The organism is Stappia stellulata DSM 5886 (assembly GCF_000423705.1).
In the GTDB taxonomy this organism is placed as follows: Bacteria; Pseudomonadota; Alphaproteobacteria; order Rhizobiales; family Stappiaceae; genus Stappia; species Stappia stellulata.
In genome coordinates this window covers 686,462-711,701 of the sequence record NZ_KE384083.1, presented here as the reverse complement: position 1 = coordinate 711,701, position 25,240 = coordinate 686,462, and the positions used below count along the sequence as shown (strand labels likewise).

General features: G+C 62.9%; 22 protein-coding genes and 1 tRNA gene. 18 read left to right on the top strand and 5 right to left on the bottom strand.

The window, feature by feature from the left end; genetic code table 11:
- Positions 1 to 17 precede the first annotated feature (17 nt).
- Positions 18 to 1,367, bottom strand: coding sequence for an oxygen-independent coproporphyrinogen III oxidase (gene hemN, locus G572_RS0120385; protein WP_029060043.1), 1,350 nt, complete (start codon positions 1,365 to 1,367; stop codon positions 18 to 20).
- Positions 1,368 to 1,620: 253 nt separating this feature from the next.
- Between hemN and G572_RS24990 the strand changes: the two genes are divergently transcribed.
- From G572_RS24990 to G572_RS24985, 6 genes are all read left to right on the top strand, one after another.
- On the top strand, positions 1,621 to 2,685 hold the full coding sequence (locus tag G572_RS24990; RefSeq protein ID WP_037547534.1) for an AbrB family transcriptional regulator: 1,065 nt from the start codon (positions 1,621 to 1,623) through the stop codon (positions 2,683 to 2,685).
- Positions 2,686 to 2,951: 266 nt separating this feature from the next.
- Positions 2,952 to 4,607, top strand: a complete 1,656-nt coding sequence (gene ccoN, locus G572_RS0120370; protein ID WP_029060042.1) for a cytochrome-c oxidase, cbb3-type subunit I — start codon at positions 2,952 to 2,954, stop codon at positions 4,605 to 4,607.
- Positions 4,608 to 4,622: 15 nt separating this feature from the next.
- Positions 4,623 to 5,357, top strand: coding sequence for a cytochrome-c oxidase, cbb3-type subunit II (gene ccoO, locus G572_RS0120365; RefSeq protein WP_029060041.1), 735 nt, complete (start codon positions 4,623 to 4,625; stop codon positions 5,355 to 5,357).
- A 16-nt stretch (positions 5,358 to 5,373) separates the two neighbouring features.
- Complete coding sequence (locus G572_RS0120360; RefSeq protein WP_029060040.1) at positions 5,374 to 5,529, top strand: cbb3-type cytochrome c oxidase subunit 3; 156 nt, start codon at positions 5,374 to 5,376, stop codon at positions 5,527 to 5,529.
- Positions 5,530 to 5,532: 3 nt separating this feature from the next.
- Positions 5,533 to 6,411: a cytochrome-c oxidase, cbb3-type subunit III gene (gene ccoP, locus G572_RS0120355; protein ID WP_029060039.1), complete on the top strand. Its 879-nt coding sequence runs from the start codon at positions 5,533 to 5,535 to the stop codon at positions 6,409 to 6,411.
- A 294-nt stretch (positions 6,412 to 6,705) separates the two neighbouring features.
- Positions 6,706 to 8,586 carry an amidohydrolase gene (locus G572_RS24985; RefSeq protein WP_208979165.1) on the top strand — a complete coding sequence of 627 codons (1,881 nt, stop codon included), beginning with the start codon at positions 6,706 to 6,708 and terminating at the stop codon, positions 8,584 to 8,586.
- Positions 8,587 to 8,682: 96 nt separating this feature from the next.
- Here G572_RS24985 and qhpR read toward each other — a convergent pair whose 3' ends face one another.
- Positions 8,683 to 9,705: an AraC-like transcriptional regulator QhpR gene (gene qhpR / locus G572_RS25705; RefSeq protein ID WP_051242832.1), complete on the bottom strand. Its 1,023-nt coding sequence runs from the start codon at positions 9,703 to 9,705 to the stop codon at positions 8,683 to 8,685.
- Between the two features lie 123 nt (positions 9,706 to 9,828).
- Positions 9,829 to 11,829 (bottom strand): copper amine oxidase, encoded by a 2,001-nt coding sequence (locus tag G572_RS0120340; RefSeq protein ID WP_029060038.1) that lies wholly within the window; start codon positions 11,827 to 11,829, stop codon positions 9,829 to 9,831.
- A 379-nt stretch (positions 11,830 to 12,208) separates the two neighbouring features.
- Here G572_RS0120340 and ccoG point away from each other — a divergent pair, with 379 nt between their 5' ends.
- The 5 genes from ccoG to G572_RS24975 all read left to right on the top strand — a co-directional run bounded on the left by ccoG (position 12,209) and on the right by G572_RS24975 (position 17,423).
- Positions 12,209 to 13,666 (top strand): cytochrome c oxidase accessory protein CcoG, encoded by a 1,458-nt coding sequence (ccoG, locus tag G572_RS0120335; protein ID WP_029060037.1) that lies wholly within the window; start codon positions 12,209 to 12,211, stop codon positions 13,664 to 13,666.
- Between the two features lie 185 nt (positions 13,667 to 13,851).
- On the top strand, positions 13,852 to 14,355 hold the full coding sequence (locus G572_RS0120330) for a FixH family protein (RefSeq protein WP_208979164.1): 504 nt from the start codon (positions 13,852 to 13,854) through the stop codon (positions 14,353 to 14,355).
- Between the two features lie 29 nt (positions 14,356 to 14,384).
- Positions 14,385 to 16,619 carry a heavy metal translocating P-type ATPase gene (locus G572_RS0120325; RefSeq protein WP_029060035.1) on the top strand — a complete coding sequence of 745 codons (2,235 nt, stop codon included), beginning with the start codon at positions 14,385 to 14,387 and terminating at the stop codon, positions 16,617 to 16,619.
- The gene (gene ccoS / locus G572_RS0120320) at positions 16,619 to 16,840 is read left to right on the top strand and encodes a cbb3-type cytochrome oxidase assembly protein CcoS (RefSeq protein ID WP_029060034.1); all 222 of its coding nucleotides are present in this window, start codon (positions 16,619 to 16,621) and stop codon (positions 16,838 to 16,840) included. Before G572_RS0120325 ends, ccoS begins: the two co-directional genes overlap by 1 nt.
- An 82-nt stretch (positions 16,841 to 16,922) precedes the next feature.
- On the top strand, positions 16,923 to 17,423 hold the full coding sequence (locus tag G572_RS24975) for a response regulator (RefSeq protein ID WP_084650397.1): 501 nt from the start codon (positions 16,923 to 16,925) through the stop codon (positions 17,421 to 17,423).
- A gap of 18 nt (positions 17,424 to 17,441) precedes the next feature.
- On the opposite strand, the gene G572_RS24970 is transcribed toward G572_RS24975, so the two are convergent.
- Positions 17,442 to 17,909, bottom strand: a complete 468-nt coding sequence (locus tag G572_RS24970) for an RrF2 family transcriptional regulator (RefSeq protein ID WP_051242830.1) — start codon at positions 17,907 to 17,909, stop codon at positions 17,442 to 17,444.
- 214 nt (positions 17,910 to 18,123) lie between these two features.
- Between G572_RS24970 and G572_RS0120305 the strand changes: the two genes are divergently transcribed.
- Complete coding sequence (locus G572_RS0120305; RefSeq protein ID WP_029060033.1) at positions 18,124 to 18,603, top strand: protoglobin domain-containing protein; 480 nt, start codon at positions 18,124 to 18,126, stop codon at positions 18,601 to 18,603.
- A 65-nt stretch (positions 18,604 to 18,668) separates the two neighbouring features.
- Here G572_RS0120305 and G572_RS26385 read toward each other — a convergent pair whose 3' ends face one another.
- Positions 18,669 to 18,845 (bottom strand): hypothetical protein, encoded by a 177-nt coding sequence (locus tag G572_RS26385; protein ID WP_156884761.1) that lies wholly within the window; start codon positions 18,843 to 18,845, stop codon positions 18,669 to 18,671.
- A 324-nt stretch (positions 18,846 to 19,169) separates the two neighbouring features.
- On the opposite strand from G572_RS26385, the gene G572_RS0120295 reads away from it, so the two are divergent.
- The 6 genes from G572_RS0120295 (at position 19,170) to G572_RS26375 (ending at position 25,123) form a co-directional block, all read left to right on the top strand.
- Positions 19,170 to 19,244: transfer RNA gene (locus tag G572_RS0120295), tRNA-Thr, on the top strand.
- Positions 19,245 to 19,280: 36 nt separating this feature from the next.
- The gene (locus tag G572_RS24965; RefSeq protein ID WP_342664777.1) at positions 19,281 to 20,963 is read left to right on the top strand and encodes a tyrosine-type recombinase/integrase; all 1,683 of its coding nucleotides are present in this window, start codon (positions 19,281 to 19,283) and stop codon (positions 20,961 to 20,963) included.
- A 453-nt stretch (positions 20,964 to 21,416) separates the two neighbouring features.
- Positions 21,417 to 21,890, top strand: a complete 474-nt coding sequence (locus tag G572_RS0120285) for a hypothetical protein (RefSeq protein WP_029060032.1) — start codon at positions 21,417 to 21,419, stop codon at positions 21,888 to 21,890.
- On the top strand, positions 21,887 to 23,419 hold the full coding sequence (locus G572_RS26380) for a hypothetical protein (protein WP_156884759.1): 1,533 nt from the start codon (positions 21,887 to 21,889) through the stop codon (positions 23,417 to 23,419). The genes G572_RS0120285 and G572_RS26380 overlap by 4 nt, the downstream gene beginning before the upstream one ends.
- A 973-nt stretch (positions 23,420 to 24,392) precedes the next feature.
- Positions 24,393 to 24,614: a type I restriction endonuclease gene (locus G572_RS26575; protein ID WP_208979162.1), complete on the top strand. Its 222-nt coding sequence runs from the start codon at positions 24,393 to 24,395 to the stop codon at positions 24,612 to 24,614.
- Between the two features lie 326 nt (positions 24,615 to 24,940).
- A complete protein-coding gene (locus G572_RS26375; protein ID WP_156884757.1) occupies positions 24,941 to 25,123 on the top strand; it encodes a hypothetical protein in 183 nt (60 codons plus the stop codon).
- Positions 25,124 to 25,240: the final 117 nt, after the last annotated feature.

Sequence of the window (25,240 nt, the reverse complement as noted above, 5' to 3'; positions counted from 1 at the left end):
TGGACGCCGGTCACCGCTCACACCGCAATCGAATGGCGCGCGGTGCCGCGCGCGAGATAGGCGTCGAAGGCCGCCGCCGCAATCCGTGCATAGCGCTGGCCGGCGGGCGTGATGACGATGCGTCCGCCATCCTCGGTCGCCAGCCCGTCCGCGACCAATTCGTCGAGAGCGTGGAAGGCCTCGCTGAAATGCGACGGCGCGAAGCCGTGGCGATCGGCGATTTCCGGGATGTCGGCCTGGTGGTCCGTCATCAGCCGTTCGATGATTTCCGCCCGCACGCGGTCGTCGGCATCGAGCGCGATGCCCTTTGCGATCGGCAGATTTCCGGCCTCGATCGCACGTTGCCAGCCGCCGATGTCGGGCATGTTCTGGACATAGCCCTGCGGCAGATGGCCGATGGAGGAACAGCCGAGCCCGATGAGCGTCCGTGCCGTATCCGTGGTGTAACCCTGGAAATTGCGGCGCAGGCTGCCGTTTTCCTGGGCGATCGCCATGCTGTCGTCGGGCAGGGCGAAATGGTCGAGCCCGATGGCGCGATAGCCCGCGTCGATCAGCGCCGCCCGCGCGTGATCCGCCAGCGCGATGCGCGCCTGTGTGCCGGGAAGCGCATCTTCGTCGATCAGCCGCTGGTGTTTCTTGAACCAGGGCACATGGGCGTAGCCGAAGAGCGCAATGCGCCCGGGCGCCATCTCCCGCGTTGCGCGCACGGTCTCGTCGATGGTCTCGACGCTCTGGTACGGCAGGCCGTACATCAGGTCGAAGTTGATCGCGGTGATGCCCACCGCGCGCAAAAGCGCCACGGCGCGCGCGACCTGTTCATGCGGCTGCACGCGTCCGATCGCCGTCTGCACGGTGGCGTCGAAGTCCTGCACACCGAGGCTCGCCCGGGTGATGCCGGCGTCGCGCAGGGTCTCGGCGAGATCCGGCGTGACCGTGCGCGGATCGAGTTCGATGGCATGTTCGTGTCCGGCCTCCAGGCGGAAGCGTGCCCGCAGCTTCGCAACCAGTGCCAGGAAGCTGTCGCGTGGCAACAGGCTCGGCGTGCCGCCGCCCCAGTGGATGTGGCCGACCGGACGCGCCGCGCCCAGACGGTCGGCCACGAGGTCGATCTCGCGCAGCAGCGTCTCGGCATAGGCGATCACCGGTTCGTCCTTGCGCGCGCCCTTTGTGTGGCACCCGCAATAGGCGCAGATCGTGCGGCAATAGGGCACGTGGAGATAGAGCGAAAGCGTTTCCTCGGGCGGGACTGCATCCAGCCAGCGGCCATAGGTGCTCCCGTCGATGCCGGCATGGAAATGCGGCGCGGTCGGGTAGCTTGTGTAGCGCGGCACTGCGCGTGCGGCATAGCGGTCATCGAGCTGTGTCATGCCGCGAGTATTCGGGGATCGCGCGCCGCACGCCTTGATCTTTCTCAATCGGCGGTGTCCCTGGCGATTCTTTTCGCGCCCCGCCATGGCGTCTCCCGGCCCCGGCGTGCCGTAACCCGCAGGCGAGGCTGAAGTGCGTCCCGATTTGCGGCATACTCTCGAACGACCGTCAGAATCACCGTGCCTGACCGATCGTGTTCCCGCCGTTTGCCTCGCCTTTTTCATCGCCCCGCCCGAGACCGAAGCGCTCCCCGTGTCCCATGTCCTGTCCGCAACGCTTGCCACTCTTGCCGCCGGGGCTCTCGGCGGAGCCCTGTTCGCGTGGTTCGGCCTTCCGGCCGCCTGGCTGTCGGGGGCGATGATCGCCGTGGCGCTTGCGACCCTTGCGAGGATGCCGGCCCATGTGCCGACGCCCTTGCGCGACGGTCTGTTCGTGGTGCTCGGCGTGACGATGGGGACCGGCGTCAAGCCGGAGACGGTCGCGCGCATCGGCGAATGGCCATTCACCATGGCCTTGCTGGCGATCACCATGGTTGCGGTGATGGGGGCGACCTACCTGTATCAGCGTCGCGTGGCCGGCTGGGACCGGGAAACCTCCTATTTCGCGGCGATCCCCGGCGCCCTTGCCGTCGTCATGGCGATGACGTTGTCCTATCCCCGCGCAGACGTCGGACGCGTCGCGCTGGCGCAGTCGGTGCGTCTCTTTATCCTGATGGCCGTACTGCCGTCGCTGATCGCCGGGAGCGGGACGCCGCCGCCGCAATCCGCGCTGCAGGCGCAGGCGGACCTCGGCCTGCCGATGCTTGCCGCGCTGATGGCGCTTGCGGGTCTTGTCGGTCTTGCCACCGCACGCGCCGGCGTTCCGGCCGGCTGGATGACCGGGCCGTTCTTCATGAGCGCGATCCTGAGTGCCACCGGAACGGTTGACATTCTTCTGCCGGGCTGGCTGACCCAGGCTGCGCTGATCGGACTGGGCAGCGTCGTCGGCGCGCGCTTTGGCCATGTCGGGCCGCAGGCGCTGGCGCGGCTCTTTCTCGTGAGCCTCGGCGCCTTCGTCGTCGGCATGACAATCTCTGTTGCGATGTCGCTTCTTGTCTGGGCGCTTTTCGGCCTGCCGTTCGGGCAGGTGCTGCTCGCCTTCGCCCCCGGCGGTCTGGAGGTGATGACGCTGCTCGCCTTCCTGCTCAACCTCGATCCGGCGTTTGTCGCGGCGCACCAGATCGTGCGCTATGTTGCGATGGTGCTGATTCTTCCCGTGCTCACATCGCGGTTCCTGGGAGCGGCGCAGCCTCCAGCGGGGCCGGGCGCCACCGGATAGGGGAAACCAAGACCGTCGCGTCGGGACGAAGCGCTGTCGGATCTATGACAATAATCGAGCCCCTTCTTAGGGGTATATACTTACTGTTATGACTTTTATAGCAGTTTACCTGTGCAAATCGTCGCACGGACTTTTTGGCAGGTGAAATTCCAGGCGACTTATCCTATGGCAGGTTGACCTGGATCAAGGCGGATTTGGCGCTGTGCGTCATACCGTCCTCCTGGACCCATAGGGGGTTGGATCACAAACGGACTCGGGGCGCGGACATGGCTCAGACAAAAGCCAAATACCTCACGCTGGAGGAAGGCTTCTTTGCCGCCTTTCTCATCGTGATTGCCTTCGTCTGCCTGATCATCGCGGGTAAGACCTACGATCAGGTAATGGCGTTTCATACCGCACTCGGCTCGCTCTTTGCGGCCGGCGGTGCGTTCATCATCTTCAAGAACTATTTCAACGACGGCGGGATGGCGATCCCGCAGGAAGTCGACGGCAAGCCGAACTACAACCTCGGACCGATCAAGTTCGGGGCCTGGGCTGCGGTCTTCTGGGGCATCGCCGGTTTCACCGTCGGTCTGATCATCGCGCTTCAGCTGGCCTACCCGGTCCTGAACTTCGATCTGCCCTGGACCAGTTTCGGTCGTCTGCGGCCGCTTCACACCTCGGCCGTGATCTTCGCGTTCGGCGGTAACGTGCTGCTTGCCACGTCCTTTTACGTGGTCCAGCGCACCAGCCGCGCGCGCATGCCCGGCCGGATCGCGCCCTGGTTTGTCATTCTCGGCTACAACGCCTTCATCGTGATCGCGGGTACGGGCTACCTGCTCGGCGCGACGCAGTCGAAGGAATACGCCGAGCCGGAGTGGTACGCGGATCTGTGGCTGACCATCGTCTGGGTGGCCTATCTTCTGGTCTTCCTCGGCACGCTGTGGAAGCGCAAGGAGCCGCATATCTACGTGGCCAACTGGTTCTACCTGGCGTTCATCATCACCATCGCCATGCTGCATATCGTCAACAACCTGACGGTTCCCGTGTCGATCTACGGCACCAAGTCCTACATCGTGTGGGCGGGCGTTCAGGACGCGATGGTGCAGTGGTGGTATGGCCACAACGCGGTCGGCTTCTTCCTGACCGCCGGCTTTCTCGCCATCATGTACTATTTCGTGCCCAAGCGCGCCGAGCGGCCGGTCTATTCCTACCGCCTGTCGATCGTGCACTTCTGGGCGCTGATCTTCCTGTACATCTGGGCGGGGCCGCACCACCTCCACTACACGGCGCTGCCGCAGTGGGCCTCGACGCTGGGTGCGACCTTCTCGATCATCCTGTGGATGCCTTCCTGGGGCGGCATGATCAACGGCCTGATGACGCTGTCGGGTGCGTGGGACAAGCTGCGCACAGATCCGGTGCTGCGGATGATGGTCGTGTCGATCGCCTTCTACGGCATGTCGACCTTCGAAGGCCCGCTGATGAGCCTGCGCTCGGTCAACTCGCTGTCGCACTACACGGACTGGACCATCGGTCACGTGCATTCCGGCGCGCTCGGCTGGGTCGGCTACATCTCCTTCGGCGCCCTCTACTGCCTGATCCCGTGGCTGTGGAACAAGAAGCAGGTCTACTCGCTCAAGCTGGTGAACTGGCACTTCTGGATCTCCACCATCGGCATCGTGCTCTACATCTGCGCGATGTGGGTGTCGGGCATCATGCAGGGTCTGATGTGGCGTGCCTACGACCAACTCGGTTTCCTGGAGTACTCCTTCATCGAGACCGTCGAGGCGATGCACCCCTTCTATGTGATCCGCGCATTGGGCGGCGCCCTGTTCGTCGCCGGTGCCCTGATCATGGCTTACAACCTGTGGATGACGGTTCGTCACGGAGAGGCTGAAGAAGCCGAGACCGCTGGCGCCGGCGCCATGGCCCCTGCCGAATAAGGGGAGAGGGACAATATGTCGATCTGGAAAAAACACGAAGTCTTTGAGAAGCACTCGCTTGTGCTTGTCATCGGCATCCTCGTCGTCGTCGCCATTGGCGGCCTCGTGGAGATCGCACCGCTCTTCTACCTGAAGAGCACCATCGAGAAGGTGGAGGGCATGCGGCCCTACACCCCGCTGGAACTGGCAGGGCGCAACGTTTACATCCGCGAGGGCTGCTACCTGTGCCACTCGCAGATGGTGCGCCCGATGCGCGACGAACTGGAGCGCTACGGCCACTTCAGCCTGGCGGCGGAATCCATGTACGACCATCCCTTCCAGTGGGGATCGAAGCGCACGGGTCCCGATCTTGCCCGCGTCGGCGGCAAGTACTCCGACGAATGGCATCGCGATCACCTGGTGAACCCGCGCTCCGTCGTGCCCGCCTCCATCATGCCGGGATACCCCTTCCTGCTGGAAGCGAAGCTGGAGACGCGCGGCATCGAGGATCATCTGACCGCCAATGCCATGGTCGGCGTGCCTTACAGCGAGGACATGATCGCCTCCGCCCGCGCCGACATGCTGGCCCAGGCCAATCCCGACGGCGACGACGTGGATGCGTTCCTGGAACGCTATCCCGACGCCATCGTCCGCGATTTCGACGGCAATTCGAGAGACGTGACGGAAATGGACGCGCTTGTCGCCTATCTCCAGATGCTCGGTACGCTGGTCGACTTCTCGATCTACGACAACAAGGCCAACCTGCGCTGACGAAGAGGAACGTGAGATGAACGAAGCTTACAACTCAGTCGCCAGCTTCGCCCAGACGTGGGGCCTGGTCTACTTCGTGGTTCTGTTCGCCGTCGTCCTGGCATACGCGCTGTGGCCCAAGAACCGCAGCCGCTTCGACGAGGCCGCGCATATCCCCTTGCGGGAGGATTGATGAATGGCTGACATGCACAAGAAGGAAGTCGACAAGCTCTCCGGCGTGGAAACGACCGGGCATGAGTGGGACGGCTTGAAGGAACTGAACAACCCGCTCCCGAAGTGGTGGCTTTACATCTTCTATGCCACCATCGTCTGGGCCATCGGCTACTGGGTCGTCTATCCGTCCTGGCCGCTGATCTCCGGCTATACCGCCGGCGTCATGGGCGACAGCCAGCGCGCGAACGCACTGGCCGCCTATCAGGCGGATCTCGAGGCGCGTTCGCAGATCGGCGAAAAGCTGATCAACGCCTCGCTCGACGAGATCCGCTCGACGCAGTCGCTGCTGGAGTTCGCGCTTGCAAACGGCGAGGCGGCCTTCGGCGACAATTGCGCAGCCTGCCACGGGTCGGGGGCGGAAGGCTCCCTGGGCTATCCCAACCTCCAGGACGACAAGTGGATCTGGGGCGGTTCGCTCGACGCCATTCACCAGACCCTGCAGTACGGCATCCGCTCCGATCACGACGAAGCCCGTTTCGGTGAAATGCCGGCCTACGGCCGCGACGAGATCCTCGACAAGGAGCAGATCACCCAGGTGGCCAATTATGTCGGCGCGAAGGCCGGGCTGGAGCCTGCCGCCGATGTCGATCTGGCAGCCGGCGAAACGGTCTTTATGGACAATTGCGCCGCTTGTCACGGCGAGGATCTGGCCGGCATCAACGAGATGGGCGCACCGAGCCTGGTTGCGAACAACTATCTCTACGAGCGGTCGATCGACGGCATCACGTCGCAGATCAACAACCCGCGCAACGGTGTCATGCCGGCATGGGCTCCGCGTCTGGAGCCGGCGACCGTCAAGTCGCTTGCCGTCTACGTGCACTCGCTCGGCGGTGGCGAATAGACCGAGCTCTCACCGGCGCGTCCTTGCACGATGCGTGTCGCGACCGGTCGGCAAAAACGACAAGAGGCGCCCCTTCGCGGGCGCCTTTTTCATTCGTGCGGGTAACGCTGCGGAGCCGCTGCGTTACCCGGTGCGGCGCGGCTCGCCACGAGGCTTTACAAGGAAACGGGCCGGTTTCCTTCACATTCCGGAAAGGGTCGGGGGGGCAAGCTAAGGTTACACCGCCGGATTCGAAACCTGCAACCTGGCAGGATCGGCGACCCCAATTTGTATCTGGAGATACCCGTGAAACCCATGTCCAAACCCCTTCTGGCGATGTTGCTCGCCGGGTTCAGCGCGCTGCCGGCGTTTGCCGCCGAGGACGTTGCCGACCGGATCTGGTCCGGCGGGCCGATCCTGACCATGAACGATCTTGGGCCGCGCGCCCAAGCGGTCGCGGAAAAGGACGGCGAGATCATCGCCGTCGGCCCCGAGGCCGAGGTGATGAAGCACAAGGGCGAGGGCACCAAGCTCATCGACCTCAAGGGTCGCACGATGCTGCCCGGCTTCGTCGATGCCCACGGTCATGCCTTCATGATCGGCGTTCAGGCCGTTTCGGCCAACATCCAGCCGGCGCCCGACGGCAAGGTGAACGACATTCCCGCCCTGCAGCAGACGCTGAGCGAGTGGCAGAAGGCCTATCCGGAACGCATCGAGCGGCTTGGAACCATCCTGGGCTTTGGCTATGACGACGCCCAGCTCAAGGAGCAGCGCCACCCGACGCGCGAGGATCTCGACGCCGTTTCCACCGACCAGCCGGTCCTGATCATTCACCAGTCCGGCCACCTCGGGGTCTTCAATTCCAAGGCGCTGGAAGTTGCCGGCATCACCGCCGACACCAAGAACCCCGACGGCGGCGTGATCCGGCGCGAGGACGGCAGCCAGGAGCCCAACGGCGTGCTGGAGGAATCCGCGTTCTTCCCGGCGCTCATGAAATTGCTTTCCGGGCTCGACAAGGAAGGCGGCGAGGAACTTTTCGTCGCAGGAACGGAGCTTCTGGCGAGCTACGGTTACACCACCGGCCACGAGGGTCGTTCGACGCCCAACGTCGTCAAGCTGATGCAGGCCGCGTCCGATGCCGGCCGGATCAAGATCGACGTCGTGACCTATCCCGACGTTCTGGTCGACCGTGATTTCATCGCCAAGAACGTGTCGCGAACCTACAAGAACGGCTTTCGCGTCGCCGGCGCCAAGCTGACCATCGACGGATCGCCGCAGGGCTTCACCGCGCTGCGCGACCGGCCCTATTACAAGCCGCCGGAGCAGTACCGCGCCGACTACGCCGGCTATTCCGCCGCCAGCAGCGACGAGGTGTTCGACGCCATCGACTGGGCGTTTGAAAACGACATCCAGGTCATCACCCACTCCAACGGCGAAGGCGCCTCCGACATGCTGATCGCGGGCATCAAGACCGCGACGGAAAAGCACGGCAATGTCGACCGGCGTCCGGTGCTCATCCACGGCCAGTTCCTGCGCAAGGACCAGGTCGCGGCTTTCGACGAGCTGGACGTGTTTCCCTCGCTCTTCCCGATGCACACCTTCTATTGGGGCGACTGGCACCGCGACCGCACCGTCGGTCCGGACAATGCCGACAACATCTCGCCGACGGGCTGGGTGCGCGAGCGCGGCATGATGTTCTCCTCGCACCACGATGCGCCGGTGGCCTTCCCCGACAGCATGCGCATTCTCGATGCCACGGTGACCCGGCGCACCCGCTCCGGCGACATCCTCGGCCCCGATCAGCGCGTCGACGTGATGACCGCGCTGAAGGCAATGACCATCTGGCCGGCGTATCAGCACTTCGAGGAGACCGGAAAGGGCTCCATCGAGGTCGGCAAGGTTGCCGATCTGATCATCCTCTCCGATGATCCGACCGCCATCGACCCGGAGACGCTCGACAGCCTGAAGGTCCAGGAGACCATCAAGCACGGCGAGACGATCTACACCCGCAAGGACGACGAGAAGCAGGGCAATCTGCAGATGCGTCCCGGTCCCGACGGAAGCGATGCGCTCGGCAACTTCCTGCGCCATGCCTCGCACAGCATCGAGGCGTCGGGCGGGCATGCGCACGGTCCGGACATTCTCTACCAGGCCTTTGCCGCCGGCTTTGCCGACGAGGGCGCAGCCACCCGCTAAGGGGGCGACGCAAGCTGAAACACCGACGCCCGGGACCGCAAGGCTCCGGGCGTTTTCGTGCCAAAAAGGGATATCCTCGCGGCTGGCCCTTGCCCGTCAGTCGCGCCTCAACGTGTCCCGGCGCAATCCGCTCGGGGGCGTGCCGGTGGATTTTCTGAACGCCCGCGCGAAGGCGCCCTGGCTGTCGTAGCCGAGCCGATGCGCGATCTCGCTGACCGGCAGACGGGTCTCGCGCAGCGCCCACAGCGCATATTGCGTGCGCGCATCGTCTCTCAGCGCGCGGAAACTGCAGCCGGCGCGCACCAGTTCCCGGCGCAGGCTGCGTTCCGACATGCCGCAATCCGCCGCGATTGTTCCCTGGGTCAACGCGCCCTGGCCAAGCCTGCGATAAACCGCTTCCACGATCTCGCCGCTGCGGCGCTCGCGTGACCGCTCCCGCCGGGGGGCCTTTCCGGGAGGTGCAGGTTCGCCAGTCCGGTCGGCGGCAATCGGCGTCTCCAGCAGCCGTGCCGGAAACGCCAGCAGGTTGCAGGGCTCGCCGTGGAGCGGCGCGACGCCGGCCAGGCGCGCCAGATCGGCACGTGTGTCGCGTTCGTGCTCGAAGGAGAGCGCGACCGCGCAGCCGCTGCTGGCGGTAAACCGGCGCACCACGGCGTCGAGGAAGGCGAGGGTGAATTCCGCGTCGCGCGAGCGCGGCCAGATCGCGGGATCGATGATGCGATAGCTGAGCAGGCAGGTGTCGTCGGCGACCTCGCGGTGAAACGCCGTTCCGTGCTGCAGGTCCTGCAGGTCGCAAAGCAGCCGGTCGAGAAGGTCGCCGAGGTCTTGCGCCTCAAGGCAGGCGGGAAACAGGCCCGCCAGCGCCGGCGTGGCGATCGCCTCGCCGCAGCGCCACATGCGCCCGGCGTCGGGTGCCTGGGCACCGCCGGCCTGAAGCAGGCGGGTAAACTGGACAAGCGGCAGCTCGCCGCCGGTCCCGCGCGGTGTGTGGGGCGGTGCGTCGAGGCCGCTGTCGGCGAAGGCGCGCGTGGCGTCGACACCGGCCTCTTGCATCGCGTTGGCGATCAGCGGCAGCGCAGCCGCGCCGATGGTCGCCTCGGGAATGGTGAAATCCTGCATGGGGTTTTCCCGTCCTCGCCGCGAAGCGTCGCGCGGCAGAACAGGCCGTGTCAATCGCGGTGAAGCCGACGGGCCGTGCCGAAAGGGGCAGGGCAGCGCAAGCCGCCGCCCTGCAAGGGCGTATCAGGAGCCGTCGTCGAGACGGATCGTCAGCGCCGGATTGTGCGGGAAGAAGTTGAAGGGCCTGAGCGAAAAGCCTTTCCACATGGTCGACATCACCGGCCAGTCTTCCGTGTGGGGCACATGATGGAAGCCCATCGTGTACCAGGTCACGATATCGGTATTCGCGATCGGCCGGTCCTGCTGCGTCCAGGTGGCCAGCGTGTCGGAGCCATCGCTCTGGAACGCGAAACGCCCGCCCGCATAACGCTCGTCGCGGTCGTAGGGCGTGTTCCAGATCGTGTATTCCACATAGGCGTTGCGCTTCATCGGCGGGTCGTTTTCGAAGTCGAACGGCGAATAGGCGACCGAATTGTTCGGGACGATCATGTAGCCGGGCTTGTGGCCGAGCGGCCCCTCCGCACCCATGTTCATGATGTGATACATCGCCGGCGTGTTCGGATTGACCTTGTAGCGCCCGCCAAGCTCGGTTTCCGCGGCGGCCGTTTGCGTCACCCAGAGCGAGCGGCGCGGTGCATCGGCCTCGACCTCGCCCTTGACAAGCGCCGTGCGCATGAAGGTGTTGGGTGTGCCGTCGACGTCGAAGTCGAGCTTGAAGTTGAAGAAATGATCGTGGTTGGGCGCGATCAGGTTGGGCGCGATCAGCGTGCCGTAGCGGGTTTCTTCCGCAGCACCCTCGTCGGCCATCGACTTGATCGCGGCGCCCTTGACCGCGTCCAGTCCGGTGGATCCGACCATGACGTCGATCCGTCCGTCCTGATGGAAGATGTAGTCGACGAGATAGTCGTAATTGCCGACCTCGGAGGCGGTGCGCACGACAAGCTGTGTCGCCGGACGCCCTTCGGCTGGTACGAACTCGCTTTCCGATTGGGCGAAGATCTCGAAATGGCGCCAGGCGGGATCGCCGATGTTGCGTTCGAAGACACAGATCGCGCCGGGAATGGACAGCGGCGAGCCGTCGTCCTGATGCACGAGCGCGGGCAGATATTGCGCGTAGGCGGGACAGTCGACGCCGGGACGCAGCGGCGAGAGGAAAGTGCCGAAGCCGTATTCGCCGCTGTCCATGTAGGTGCGCCAGTACCAGCCGGCGTCCGGATCCATGTAGGGCACGAAGACCTCCGACAGATGCGCCTGATAGAGCACCGAACGCCAGCGCTCGCCGTCCTTCACGTCGATGTTGGAGAGAACCAGCCCGGGACGCTTGTCGACGCGGGCGCGAAACCGCCAGATGTCCCAGGAGATCTGGCCGTTCTCGATGGTGATGTTGGAGCCGCCCGGCTGGCTGAGACGGGCCGGGTTGGCGCGCGGGCGAAGCGTGCCGGTCCGTGCCTCCACTTCGGCCTCGGTATAGCCCCAGGGATCTTCGGGAAGCGGCAGCACGCCGGAGTCGAACACTTCCACGACCTCATCCGCGTTGAGGTCGACCACCGCGTAGAGCCCCTCGATCGGCTTGGCGTAGAAATTGGACCCTTCCGGCAGCACGTAGCAGGGCACCTTCATCAACCGTCGACCGTCTTCTTCCGCGAGGCCGAACCGCCCGGCCGTCAGTGGCAGGCAGAAGACGTCGTCGGCCGTCAGGCCACGTTTTTCGAGTCCCGCGACAAAGGCGGGATCGGAGGTGGCAAGTTCCATCGCGGTCAGGAACTCGGTGAGCAGGATCATCGTCTCCCCGGCCGCCGGCTCGACGGAGACGACGGCGTCGCCGGTCAGATTGACCTCCGCGACGAAGGCGCCGTCCGCGGTCTTGAAGTGAACTTCGGCCGCACGCGGCTCCGGCTGGCCCTCGCGCCAGTCGAGCACAATCGATTTTTCCGGTTCCAGCAGCGAGATATAGGGATAGAGCGTTTCGGCATTCGTGTGGCCGGCGGCCTGCAGCAGGGCCACGGCTTCGCCGATCTCCGCTTCGCTCAATCCGTCGAGTGGATGGGCGGAGGCTGTGGAAAGCGCGAGGCCGAGCGTCATCGCTCCCCCCGCCAGCAGGTGTCCGATGTGCGATGATCGCATGTTTGGGTTCCCCTGAAGTGTGATCCGGTCTGGTCGATTGCAGGTGCGTGCCGCCTTGGTTGCGGTCTTCGCATGCGCCAGCCTAGCGCGAACGGCGGCGCGCGATTGTGCAATTCCGGCCAGATTGTCGCACCCCGCGAGCGCCGGCGCTTGACGCGGATCAAGGTGCGGACTGTGGTGACGGGTTATCCCCGTGACACTGCGCAAACAGGGGTGCGCGCTGCCAAAGTGACCGATTGTCGCGGTGTTGACGTGTCGCAAGGCGATGTAAAGACCGATCGGATACTGTGCCGGCAGATGAGCGCGCAGGTGTTGCACACGGCGCTCCCCAATTGTCCCGTGGGGCGGGACATGAGAGATTGGAAGATTGGACGGAACGATGCGTGCAGAAACGGATCCATCGGGCTCTGGAGCCCACCCCGACGAGTGGTTTGCCTCGGCGAAGAAGATCTACCCGATGGCGGTCCACGGGACCTTTCGCAAGATCAAGTGGGCGGTTCTGTTCGCGACGCTCGGCATCTACTATTTTTTGCCGTTCGTGCGGTGGGATCGCGGGCCGAATGCGCCTGACCAGGCGGTCCTGATCGACATGACGGGCCGGCGCGCCTATTTCTTCTTCATCGAGATCTGGCCGCAGGAGGTCTACTATCTGACCGGCCTGCTGATCCTGGCGGCCATGGCGCTTTTCCTGATGAACGCTGTCGCCGGGCGCGTATGGTGCGGCTACCTGTGCCCGCAGACCGTCTGGACGGACCTGTTTCTGTGGGTCGAGCGCCACACGGAAGGCGACCGCCGCGACCGGATCCGGCTCGAGAAGCAGCCCTGGACGCTGAAAAAGATCACGCAGAAAGTCTCCAAGCACACATTGTGGCTGCTAATCGCCTGGTGGACAGGCGGGGCCTGGGTGCTTTACTTCGCGGATGCGCCGACGCTGGTGATGGATCTCGCCACCGGGCAGGCGGCCTTCGCCGCCTATCTGTGGATCGGCATTCTCACCTTCACCACCTATGCGCTCGCCGGTCACATGCGCGAGCAGGTCTGCATCTTCCTCTGTCCCTGGCCGCGTATTCAGGCGGCGCTGACCGACGAGGAAGCGCTGAACGTTACCTATCGCTACGACCGCGGCGAGCCGCGCGGTTCGCTGAAGCAGAACCTCAAGCGCGAAGCGGAAGGCCAGCCGGCCGGCGATTGCATCGACTGCCACCAGTGTTTCCATGCCTGCCCGACGGGGGTCGACATTCGCAACGGAACGCAGCTCGGCTGCATCCAATGCGGGTTGTGCATCGATGCCTGCGACGATGTGATGGACAAGGTCGGCAAGCCGCGCGGTCTGATCGCCTATGACACGGACGAGAACATTCAGCGCCGCATGGAGGGCAAGGAGACCTTCGTGCGCATCGTGCGCCCGCGCACGGTGATCTATGTCGCGGTGATTCTGCTGATCAGCGCGATCATGGCTTATGCGCTGGCGACCCGCGAGCTGGAGGGCGTCAACGTGCTCCACGACCGCAATCCGATCTATGTCGAATTGTCCGATGGCGCGGTCAGGAACGGCTATACGATCCGTCTGCTCAACAAGCGTCAGGTGCAGCGCGACTTCATCCTGTCCGTCGAGGGCATGCCCGAGGGCACCCGGGTCGAGGCGGTCGGCATCGACCAGACCGTGACCGGCCGGCCGGTGATCGGTGTCGGACCGGACACCACCCGAGAGGTGCGCGTGCTCGTCTTTTCGCCGGCGGAGGCTGAAATGCCGAAGACGACGCCGATCACCTTCCGCATCACGGAAACGGTGATGGGCGAGGTCGCCACGGGGTCGGACTTCTTCAAGGCGCCCTGAGGGCGGACGCTGCCTGCAACCGGCCGGAGCCCCATCGGGCTTCGGCCGGTTGTCGTTTTCCGATGATCCGTGTCAAGGATCGCGGACGCGGAACCGGTTATGTATCGGGAAGACTTGCGGCCGGCGCCGCCGGGTGCCATGCGATAGGACGGTTTCTTGAAATGACATCATCAATGGCGGACACCATGACCCAACCGCGTGCGGAGCGGAAAATCACAGGACGGACGGTCCTCTTCTGGATGATCGGCTTTTTCACGGTCATCTTCATCGCCAATGCGATCTTCCTCCATCTGGCCTTGTCGTCCTTCCCCGGTGTCGTCACCGAGACGGCCTATGAGGACGGCCTGGCCTACAATGACGCCATCGCCGCCTCGCGCGCGCAGGCGGCGCGCGACTGGTCGGTCTCCGGGGCACTCGAACGGGCCGGCGAGACAGCCGCGCGCGTCGAGGTCGTGGCCCGCGATGCCGGCGACGCGCCGCTTTCGGGCCTTGCGGTCACCGCAACCCTGCGGCGTCCCGCGAGCCCCGAGGCGCCGCTTGTCGTCGTTCTGCAGGAAGGCGAGAGCGGTCGCTACCAGGCGATGGTGAAAGACCTGGCGGCGGGGAACTGGATCCTCGATCTCGAGGCGCTGGGCGGGCAGGACGGCGCGGCCTTCAAGTCGCGCAACCGTCTGTACCTCTCGCAATAGGGGAGCACGCACATGCGTGCGGTGCAATCATGACCGCACATGAGCGGGACTGGGACGCCTTCATCACGCTGACGCCCGAGGGCCGGGCCCACATGGATCTGGCCGTGGAGGGCGTGACCTGTGCCGCCTGCATGGTGGAGATCGAGCGCGGGCTCGGCGCACAGGAGGGCGTTGAGACCGCGCGGCTCAACCTGACGAGCCACCGGCTCGCGGTCGATTGGACGCCCGAGCGCACCACGGCGGAGCGTATCGTCGAGACGCTGTCGCGGCTGGGCTACCGGGCGCATCCCTTCGATCCCGCGCAGGTCCGCGAGCGCGCCGACGCCACGGGGCGCGAGTTGCTGCGCGCGCTGGCGGTTTCCGGCTTCGCCATGATGAACATCATGCTGCTGTCGGTCTCCGTCTGGTCCGGCAACGCCACCGGCATCACGCCGGAAACCCGCGATTTCTTCCATTGGGTCTCCGCGCTGATCGCGCTGCCTGCCGCCGTCTACGCCGGACGTCCCTTCCTGCGCTCCGCCTTCTCCGCGCTTGCCGCCCGCCGGCTCAACATGGACGTGCCGATCGTCATCGGCGTGTCGCTGGCGCTCTTCCTCTCGGTCATGCAGACCGTCCAGTCGGCGCATCACGCCTATTTCGAATCGGCCGTGATGCTGCTGTTCTTCCTGCTGATCGGCCGCTATCTCGACCACATGATGCGCCGGCGCACCCGGGCGTTCGCGGAAAACATCGCGGCGCTCAAGGCGGAAACCGCCGTCGTGCAGCGTGCCGACGGATCCTTGCGCGAGGTGCCCTTGTCCAAGGTGGAGCCGGGCCAGCGCATCTATGTGCGGGCGGGCGAGCGGGTGCCGCTCGACGGGCGGGTCGAGACGGGCACCTCCGAGATCGACCAGAGCCTCGTCACCGGCGAAACCGCGCTTGCGCGCGTCGAGGCTGGCGATGCTGTCTATGCCGGGACGCTCAATGCCTCCGCCAATCTCACCGTGCAGGTCACCACCGCCTCCGGCGCGACGCTTCTCGACGAGGTCACGCGCCTTCTGGAAGCGGCGGGGCAGGCGAAGTCGCGTCACGTGCGCCTCGCCGACCGGGCGGCCGCCTATTATTCTCCGCTGGTGCATCTCGCCGCCGCGCTGACCTTTCTCGGCTGGTGGGCGAGCGGGCAGGGCTGGCAACCGGCGCTCGTCACCGCGATCTCCGTTCTCATCATCACTTGTCCTTGTGCCCTGGGCCTCGCCATCCCGGCCGTGCAGGTTGTGACCTCCGGGCTGCTCTTTCGAGCCGGCGTTCTGCTTCATGCCGGCGATGCGGTCGAGCGGCTGGCGGAGGCCGACACGATCGTCTTCGACAAGACCGGCACGCTGACGCTCGCCGTGCCGGAGCTGGTGGATGCCGACAGGGTCGATCCCGACGTGCAGGCGCTGGCCGGCCGGTTGGCGCTCTCGAGCCGGCATCCCCTGTCCGCCGCGCTGGCGCGGGCAAGCGACGCGCGCGTGCCACTGGATCAGGTGAGCGAAGCGCCGGGCGAAGGGGTCGAGGCGCGTCACGACGGACGCCGGCTTCGCCTTGGCAGTGCGGCCTTTTGCGGGCTTTCGCCGAGGGAAGCCGCACGGGCCGCGGCCGATCACCCCGGTGCCTCGCTGCTGGTCTTTCGCGACGGCGACGCGGCGCCCGTACCTTTCCTCATCGCGCAGCGCTTGCGGCCCGATGCGACAGAAGCGGTCGGGCGGCTCAGCAAGGCCGGTTACCGGCTTGCGATCCTGTCAGGCGACCGCGAGGCGCCTGTCGCCGCCATTGCGGCGACACTCGGGATCGCGGATTGGCGCGCGGGCCTGACGCCGAAGGACAAGATCGCCCGCCTGGAGGCGCTGGCGGGTGAGGGTCACAAGGTCCTGATGGTGGGCGACGGGCTGAACGACGCGCCGGCACTGGCGGCGGCCCATGTCTCGCTCTCGCCCGTCACGGCCGTTCATGTGGCCCAGGCCGCGGCCGATGCGGTGTTCCTCGGCGACCGGCTGTCGCCGGTCTGCGATGCGTTGGCTTTGTCGCGCCGGGCGCATGGGGCAATGATGCAGAACCTGTGGTTTTCCACGCTCTACAATTTCGTCGCCGTGCCTTTCGCGGTTGCCGGTTTCGTGACCCCGCTGATCGCCGCGCTCGCCATGTCGCTGTCTTCGATCGTCGTCACGCTCAACGCGCTTCGCCTGCGCCTCGGCGCGCAGAGCGTTGCTGGCGCAGCCGTTCCCCCTCGGCAGGAAGAAAGCTGATGGACGTCCTGATCTATCTCATTCCCGTTGCGCTGGTGCTCGGCCTTCTCGGGCTTGCCGGGTTCCTGTGGTCGCTGAAGGCCGGACAATACGACGATCTGGAGGGCGCAAAATACCGGATCCTGCAGGACGACGACCTGCCGGAGCAGAAGAATCCGCCCGGCCCGGCGCCCAAGCACACGCCGGATGGCGACGGCGACGAGCGGTCCAACGGGCGCTGATGCCCTTTTTACCTATGCGCGGCCAGGCTAACCGTTATTTCAGATTTCGCATGTCATAAGGGGGCGGACTGGAGGTTTCTGCGTGTCGCTCGATCTTGCATCCCTGACGTTCCTGCTTGTGGAGGACAGTGCGTATATGCGCACGATCCTGCGCACCATGCTGCAAGGCTTCGGCGCGCGTCGCATCGTCGAGGCGGAGGACGGCGCGTCCGGGCTTGAGGCGATGGAACGCGCGAACCCGGATATCCTGATCCTGGACTGGGTGATGCCGATCCTCGACGGCGCCGACATGGTCCGCATGATCCGAAATCCGCACAACCCCTTCGCCTACATCCCGATCATCATGGTCACGGGCCACACCGAACGCAGCCGCATCATCGAGGCGCGACGGCTCGGCGTGCACGAACTCCTGTCAAAGCCGATTTCCGCCAAGGCGCTCTATCAACGCGTCAATTCGGTGATCATGCAGCCGCGCGACTTCGTCAAGACGCCGAGCTATTTCGGTCCCGCCCCGCGCGAGATCCGCAATCGCCAGAAAATCTGGCAAAGCATGGAAAACGGGGAAGGCGGGCAGGCAGCCTGACGGGGCCCGCTACCTCGACTATCGGGTCAATTCGACGGACCTTTGCGCGCGGTTTTCCGAGATTGCCGAGAGCAATTCGCTCCTGTTGTCGACAAGGTCTGCAAGGGTAACCCGCGACAGGGCGGCAAAGAACGCGTCCAGGGCACCGTCCAGTGCGCTGCGCAACTGGCATGCCGTATAGAACGTGCAGCGCGCTGCACAATCCTTCTCGTGGCATTCCGTAAGGAAAAAGTCAGGCTCTATAAGTTTTACAATGGAAGAAATTTGGATGTCGCTTGGATCCCGGTCCAGCGCGACTCCGCCACTGCGTCCCACCGTCGATCTTATGTAGCCGGTCTTGCGAAGCTTCTGGACGGAGGCGACAACCTGTGAGCGATGACTTGCGCTTTTCTCGACGATTTCATCGATTGGCACGGTTCTGTTGCCATGAATAGCCAAGTACATAAGCGTTCGAACCGCGATATCGGTCCGGTTCGTAAGGCGCATATCTGTTCCCTTTTTGGTATTTTCTCTTTTTTTTTAACCCTAAAGTACAGCAGGGGAAAAATCAATTTCCATGTAAAAACATATATCTAGGAAGTGCATTTTGTATCTGCGTAAAAACAATTGAGTATTTCAAAAATACTTGAACAGCAAAGAAATGTGTTCTACGGGGATTGGTAGATAGTGAAAAGTGAATTTAGCTTCGGGGGGGGGGCGCATGCAGGCTGAAAACTGGGCGAAGATCCACGATCTTGCCGAATTTATCGAACTGTCGAGTGCCGATATGGAAAACATCAGGCATGCATGGCGGATTTTGTCGCCGTTAATTCCTTCAATCCTGAACGAATTCTATGATAACCGGATCATGTCCGACGAGAAGTGGCGAATGAAGGAGGTCGATGTCGAGGGCCTCAAAAGCAAGCAGGAGAGCTATTGGACTCTGCTGTTTTCGGGGGTGCTGGATGACGTCTACCGCTCGCATGCGCGATCGATCGCGGTGAAGCATCACCGTTACGGGGTGACGATGACCGATTACATCGCCTCCTATGGATGGTTTCTCAATGCCTTCGAGAAGAGGTTGCAGTCTGCGGTCCTACTGGCGGCCGAACGCGCGTCGATCATGGCATCGATCCGGCGGGTGGTGTTTCTCGACATGACGATCGCGGCCTCGACCTACTACATCGTCTATGTCGATTGAGGCGGGGCGCTGTGTCGCCGCGCCTTTGCCCTGAAGCCGTCGGCCCCGGTTTTCGCGACCGTCTCCTAACCGGACGGCGGCCGGCCGGCGGCCTTGCGCTTGCGCAGGTTCGCGCGCAAGGCCGCGGCAAGGCGGGCCTCGCGCGTTTCGGCCGGCGTTGCGGCTTTGGCGTCCGGCGCATTCGGCTTTGCGGCGTTTGCGTCGGTCTCCGGGTTGCCTCGCTTCCCGTCTGATGTGGTCATGGCGTTCGAACCTTCCGTTTCACCAAATCGGCCGGCGGAAATGGGCCTCGTGTTTTGCGCGGTTGCATGCGCTGCGGGCGGGCTCGGGCTTTGGCCGGTGAGGGCGCAACCGCGCCGGGCCTGGAAACAGGATGTGCCGGAAACCGGGGGGCGGCGCAAGTCCGTACGCGCGCCGCGTGCCGGGCAAGGGGGGCGGCGGGGCAAAAAATCCCCCTGGATCGCAGGGATGACGGCATCGGTCCCGATTGGCGGTGGATATCGCAGTAGGTTTGCGCCAGCTTCCCCTTGACCGGTCCGGAATTTACACTTACACCCGCCACCATCGCTGCCGTAGCTCAGGGGTAGAGCACTCCCTTGGTAAGGGAGAGGTCGAGAGTTCAAATCTCTCCGGCAGCACCATCATCTCTTTTCCCATCAATAACTTATTGAAATCCCATCATTCGCCCACAAGATGAGCCTACACAGGCTCATACAAAATGGCGAGATTATCGGAAGTCATCAGCGCTACAGCACCGGGATAAAAAGGGGCGGTACTTCGCAAGGGTCGCCGTCCCCGCCGATGTTCGCGACAAGATCGGCAAGCGCGAGTTCCTTAAGTCACTTGGAGCCGATCGTTCCGTGGCACAGAGGGTGCTGCACAAGACGGTCGCGGAATTTTTGAGGCAGATCGAGGAAGCGCGCCAAGAGAAGGCTAATGGCAATACTGCTCCGCTCCCCGGGCTTCCTCTTGATGATTTTGCCAGGTATATCTACTGCCAGTCCGTCGGGCAGGATCGAGCGCTTGCTGCCGAACACCGCGCATATGCCGAGTTGGGTTTGGATTTCGATCAAGTTCAGGATATCAAGGCCATTCGCCGTGGTGTCGCGAGCGATGAGGTGATCGATCTTTGGCTTGGTGGCTACCTGCGGGCCTATGCCAAATTATCTGGTCGCGATCTACCGCCCCATTCAAGCATTTGGAGACAATGTGCCGCGCGCTTTGCGCAAGCTCGGGAGGAATACCTGCGGCGCGTGAGTGAGCGCATAGAGAATCTCCGGGAAGAGGCGCCCGCGGAGTGGCTCCGCCCGCCCGTCATCTCTACGCCGTCGGCTTCGGCTTTCGGAGGGGCGACAAAGGGCGTACCGACAACGCCTGCTGCCGAAACGGTAACCCCGATAGCCGCGTCGGCGCAAACCTCCATCCTCGCGCTTTTCGATCGTTGGCGGCGTTTTGTTCGAGGCGCATCGGAAGAGACGGCCACATGCCGACGCTACCGGCCGGCTATTGAGGCCTTTATCGCGCATCTTGGACATGATGTGGCCGAGCGCGTCACCAACAGAGATGTAGCAAGCTGGGTCGAGACGCTTGTCACGGTGAAGGGGCTGTCGCACAAGACAGTAAAGGCCGTACATCTGACCGCCGTGCGCGCCTTGTGGCGATGGGCGACGTCACAGAGCCACATTCCGGATGTCGTGATCACCGCGACTGTAAGCGTGCCCAAGCAGCAGCTAAGTCGTTCGAAGGGTTATTTGAAGGCCGAGGCGAAACGTGCGCTGGATCTGGCGCGGGCGGTCGAAAAGAAGGTAGATGGAGGCGAAGGCGATGAGCTCGTGCTGGCAAAGCGCTGGCTCCCCCTCCTTGCGGCTTATACCGGAGCGAGGATCGGTGAGTTGGCCCAACTGCGCAAGGAAGATGTCCGCAGCCGCGATGGCATCCCTCTGCTGCATCTCACGCCAAAGGCCGGCACGATCAAGACCGGCATCTATCGCGAGGTGCCGATCCACCCGGTGATCGTGCAGGAGGGGTTTCTCGCCGTCGTCGCCAAGCGCCCGGATGGGCCTTTGTTCGTTGCGTCTGGTGGTCGACGATCGCCTCGGATCGACTCGAGGCAAGCGGCGGAGCAGGTTGCTCAGGCCGTTGGCAATTGGCTCAAGAAGTCCGGTGTTGTGCCGGACTCTGTGCGTCCGAACCACGGCTTTCGTCATGCGTTTAAGACCATGTGGTATGAGCACGGCTTGCCTGGACGAGTTGCCGACGCGATCCAGGGGCATTCCTCGGGGCGCGCGAGTGATGGCTATGGAGACATTTCCCTAGCCGTCATGGGGCGCGAGTTGAGCAAGCTAAGCTACGAGGATTAAGAGGGGGGGGGGCGCGCCGGTATCGTGCTGAGGCGCGCCCTAGTCGATGTGCGCTGGCTGGCCTGAGCTCGGCGAGTGAAAGCGTTGCGAGGGGCCGGAGGATGGACATGACGAAAAAGGTCTCCGCTTCGTTTGAGGTCGACACTGCAGGCGTACGGATTGTGCGCACTTCCAAGCTCACGGCCACTTGAGTTGCACAGCGACGTGACGAGGGGCTCTGGCTGCAGTCGGTCGAGGAGATAGTGCGCAGGGATTCGATCCAAACCGTCGAGACGCTTGGCCTTCGGGGTGATTGACGGGGCGTGGAAAGTCGTCCTGCGGTGGCCAATGTTGCATCCTGCGCTTTGGCAATTCGCTCGTTCTCTTCATTTTCTTCGGATTATCAACGCGTTGGCTCTTGCGGTTTTGTTGGGTTTCTTTATAGTTATAACAGTTATAATTGTTTAGGAAAAAATGACACGCGACATGACCTCTGTCGGCCTCCCTGGCGTGCGTGGCTTGCAGTTGAAGGCGCTTGCACGTCATCACGGTTTGCCTGCCTCGGACTATCTCGGGAGGCTGATAGATCGGGAACTGGAGGCGGCCGGACTTTCGCTGGACCTGCCCGGCATTCAGATCGAGATGGATAGCGATCAGCCGGATGCCCGCGTCATGGTTGTCTTTCACGACAAGGCGGCCTTGCAGCTGCCGATTTGGGCGCTTGATCAACTCGCGATCACCGTGATGCGGTTCGCGAGCGGCGAACGCGTCGAGAGTTGCGCGGATCTCTCTCCGTTCATTTCTGTCGAGCGTCGTGGTGGCGCGGTAACCATCGTCGGGCAAGGTACTCTGAACAACGGATTACATCAGTCCTTCGCGCCGAATGTGGCCGTCGCGTTTGCCCGTCAGTTGCAAAGGGCTGCTGCTCGAGCAAGGGGCGGTGCATGACTGCGGCGGCAACGTCAGGCACTGCGGCGGCTGCCATAAATTTCGCCCACTTTTCGGCGCCGGAAAGACGTGCTTCTCCAACGAGAGCGAAGCAGTCGCGCGAGCTGATCCGCTTCGCTCTGTCCGAGCTTCGCCGCCGTCATCATCTCAAGCGTGAAAGCGATCGGCGGTTTCAGGATCTACTCCGGGCTCGGCGCGCGCGTGGAGGGGCGGATGGCCGTCGTCAGCAGCCGGCAACGGTGTCGGGGCGCCCTTCAAAGCTGGGAAAAATTGCGAAGACTTCTGGGCGTCGATCACTGCGTCGCGACAGTCAGGATGTCACAGAATTGCTACGTCGGGCGCAGATTAGCGGTCGCACAATGGCTCACCCATCTTTAGTTATCGACGACAACATAAACACAATCGAACATAGTAAGCGATCTTCTGATAGTTCAGGTCCCCATGAACGCATCCATAAAGAACTGCCAAAAAAAGCCGCAATGGTGGAAAATGAAAATCACGTCGCGATTTCCTGGAAATACACGACCGACCTGGCCAAGGCTGCTGCCTTCAATGAAGTGCTTTCTGGTCGTGCTGCTCATTCCGATCAGATTCTTTATGCCTTCACCCTGAATCTGTCTCCGGCCGTCATTGGGGCAGCGTGCACGGATCCACGTGGTCCGGGCACTCATCTTCGAGAACGCATTCGAAGGGAGCTGAAAGGAGCCTTGCCAGAACGGGTGCCGGATTTCTGGTTCGTTATCGAGCTGGACAAAAAGTCGCGCCTGCATCTCCATGGCGGCATCGCCTTGTCGAGTGAGGATGTTGGGATCGCGCGTCGCGCCTTGAAAAGGGCAGGCGGCAAATGGGCCTGTGACAAGGGAGCCCAATTCCAACTGAAGCTTGACGAGCAGTTCGATCCGCTCGGTTGGGTTACCGGCTATTGCATGAAGCAGAATGAAGCCACCAGGGCCGAATTGGGACTTCCCTCGGCGCTCTTTGCTAGTCATGCCCTGCGGCGAGAAGGTCGGGCCCTTTGGGGTCGTATGCGCGACGAGGTCCGTCAAGATTCGCCCATCCGTGCTGATTCGACTTCCAACCACATGGTCAGCAGTGATCCTTCGGAAACTCCCGCGGGCGAGATCGGCGTCACGAACGATCATAATATTCGGGAACGTGAGAATGAGGCGCCCGGTAATGAGCGGATCCGGGGTCTTCCGCTGCGAACACGTATCCAGACTGAACAGAGTGCTTCTTGTCCGAGCGTTGCGCGCCATCTGGCGGGCAATCCGTATTCGCGCGAGGATTTGGAGGTTGTGGTTCCTGGCAGCTACAGCCGTCCTCCACTCGGTCGTCTGGAACCCTACTGGATCCAGTCTCGCAGCCGGCCAATTCCTCGGCGTTTAGCCCGCCTCCTGGTCACTTCTGTACGCGATCGCGTGGCGGAATGGGCCTGCGCCCGCGGTCGTCATTCTGGACGATTTGAGGATCGCCCCGGTTCGAAGCCGTCCCGGCAAAGCCTTGGCAAGATCCTGCTTCACGGTTTGTAGCCAGGTGGCGGTCACAGCGCTCCGGATCGCCCGGTTGACTGATCCATTGCCCGCTTGGGAAAATAGTTTCCGCTCAAAAATCGATAGTTTTGCAAGAAGGCAGGAAATATCGAGCGTAAGAGGGAGTGAATTGTGATCCGGATAAGATCTATATCAAATATTAATTGCAAGATGATCAAAATATATCGGGCGTATCAGGTGATCAATTCGTGTATGCCGATCATCGGAACGCAGACAGGAGGTTGTTAAGGCGGTGGATCTCTAAATCTTCTTTTTTCGTGAACTTTATGCGGCGAAATTTTAACCGAATTTGAGCGTTGAGGCGATTCCCATGCGCGGTCTTTACCGACCAATACGAGCCATGGTTCAAAAAAGTGGAACTTCCGTTGCGTCATAGCTTGCGCCCCGTTCCGGGGATAGAAGCCGGGGATGCTGGCCGACCCATCCGCCATCCCTACCTTAAGGACCCGAAAAACCTAGGACTTCCGATCCGGCGTGGCGTGCCCGGGATGTTGATGGAAAATCCTGTAATCGATGACAAGGAAGATGGGATGGCGATGCGTCTCCCTGAGACTTATTCTATCGGCACAGGATGTACGGCGCGCGATAGGTAGGATGCTGTTGCTGATGACGGTATCCTGATCGTCCAGTTGCGCGATGTTTATGCGAATGCGCCGGTCCGGTTGTCAGCGCTAGTGCGCGTTGAGCGCATCGGGTGTAACGCCCGCCCCTCCCACCGTCTGAAGGGGTTGCGTGGGACGAACCAGAACAGCGATGACAACCTCGTTCCGGGCACGACGTTCACCAAGTCCATAGATGGGGACGCGAAGAGCTACTCGTTCCGCTACATCAACTGCGAACACCCGGCGCACAATGCCCTCCACGTCAGGGTCGAGTTCGCGGTCGAGAGGACGGCGTCGAGCCAGACAAAGCGCTGCCACATCGTCGCCTTCGTCAACGGTATCCCCTCTTGGTGATCGAGACCAAGCGGCCGTCCGAGAGTTATCGACGCGCCGAGCGCCAGCTGATGAGCTATCAGCGCGAGGAAAGAACCCCGCGGCTCTTTCATTTCGCTCAGTTTCTGATGACGATGAACAGGACCGAGGCTTGCTACGCGAAGGTGGGCACAAGTCAAAGGATGGCACCGGGATCGAGCCCGCATCAAGTTCCCCGAGCGTATAGAACTCTGTCTTGACCTCTTTGCGGTTCCCGCGGCGTTCCGACCGAAGGGGCTAATCACAGGTGAGCTCGTCTTTAGATTGCTTTGAGGCGGAGCTCGCGGGGGGCCTGGCTGCGTGGGTGGCAGCCGCTGATGCACAGTTTCCGAGTGATATCGGCAACTCGTTGCCGATGACAGTATCGGGACGGACGGTGTTGTGGTTCTTGCGCCCTCCCTGCATTCTCGAACTGGTGCCGTCGGGCGTCAGAACCCATTGGGCGTTGAGTTCAGGCACGAACCCGTCCATTTTAACGGTATCTGGAAAGGCGTACGACAGTTGTGCGTCGGTGTAGAGTTGCGCAATGAACAATTTCAAGAAGATGGCAGAGCCTAAGACGAAAGTTCCTGAGATCGCTTCCAAGCTCAGCGCTCGTGAAATCGCTGCCCGCAATGCGAAGCTTGGACGACAGCCTCCGTCCATAGAGGAAATCGCCAAGGATACCAGCGTTCGATTTGCAGCGACGATCAAGCGTCTTGGTGAGTGATGACCTGCTCCTCTGAATCCTCCTAACTCTGAGGTTAGTCTGTTCCTCGACTGACGGAGAGCGCCCGCCGTCAGACGCGGTTTCGATCCACGCCCCCGCGAGGGGGGCGACGCCGTT

Bases quoted from the DNA above. Each gene is read 5' to 3' on its own strand.
- hemN (WP_029060043.1), bottom strand. From the start codon at position 1,367: ATGACACAGCTCGATGACCGCTATGCCGCACGCGCAGTGCCGCGCTAC.
- ccoN (WP_029060042.1), top strand. From the start codon at position 2,952: ATGGCTCAGACAAAAGCCAAATACCTCACGCTGGAGGAAGGCTTCTTT.
- ccoO (WP_029060041.1), top strand. From the start codon at position 4,623: ATGTCGATCTGGAAAAAACACGAAGTCTTTGAGAAGCACTCGCTTGTG.
- G572_RS0120360 (WP_029060040.1), top strand. From the start codon at position 5,374: ATGAACGAAGCTTACAACTCAGTCGCCAGCTTCGCCCAGACGTGGGGC.
- ccoP (WP_029060039.1), top strand. From the start codon at position 5,533: ATGGCTGACATGCACAAGAAGGAAGTCGACAAGCTCTCCGGCGTGGAA.
- G572_RS24985 (WP_208979165.1), top strand. From the start codon at position 6,706: ATGTCCAAACCCCTTCTGGCGATGTTGCTCGCCGGGTTCAGCGCGCTG.
- qhpR (WP_051242832.1), bottom strand. From the start codon at position 9,705: ATGCAGGATTTCACCATTCCCGAGGCGACCATCGGCGCGGCTGCGCTG.
- G572_RS0120340 (WP_029060038.1), bottom strand. From the start codon at position 11,829: ATGCGATCATCGCACATCGGACACCTGCTGGCGGGGGGAGCGATGACG.
- ccoG (WP_029060037.1), top strand. From the start codon at position 12,209: ATGCGTGCAGAAACGGATCCATCGGGCTCTGGAGCCCACCCCGACGAG.
- G572_RS0120330 (WP_208979164.1), top strand. From the start codon at position 13,852: ATGACCCAACCGCGTGCGGAGCGGAAAATCACAGGACGGACGGTCCTC.
- G572_RS0120325 (WP_029060035.1), top strand. From the start codon at position 14,385: ATGACCGCACATGAGCGGGACTGGGACGCCTTCATCACGCTGACGCCC.
- ccoS (WP_029060034.1), top strand. From the start codon at position 16,619: ATGGACGTCCTGATCTATCTCATTCCCGTTGCGCTGGTGCTCGGCCTT.
- G572_RS24970 (WP_051242830.1), bottom strand. From the start codon at position 17,909: ATGCGCCTTACGAACCGGACCGATATCGCGGTTCGAACGCTTATGTAC.
- G572_RS0120305 (WP_029060033.1), top strand. From the start codon at position 18,124: ATGCAGGCTGAAAACTGGGCGAAGATCCACGATCTTGCCGAATTTATC.
- G572_RS26385 (WP_156884761.1), bottom strand. From the start codon at position 18,845: ATGACCACATCAGACGGGAAGCGAGGCAACCCGGAGACCGACGCAAAC.
- G572_RS0120285 (WP_029060032.1), top strand. From the start codon at position 21,417: ATGACACGCGACATGACCTCTGTCGGCCTCCCTGGCGTGCGTGGCTTG.
- G572_RS26380 (WP_156884759.1), top strand. From the start codon at position 21,887: ATGACTGCGGCGGCAACGTCAGGCACTGCGGCGGCTGCCATAAATTTC.
- G572_RS26375 (WP_156884757.1), top strand. From the start codon at position 24,941: ATGAACAATTTCAAGAAGATGGCAGAGCCTAAGACGAAAGTTCCTGAG.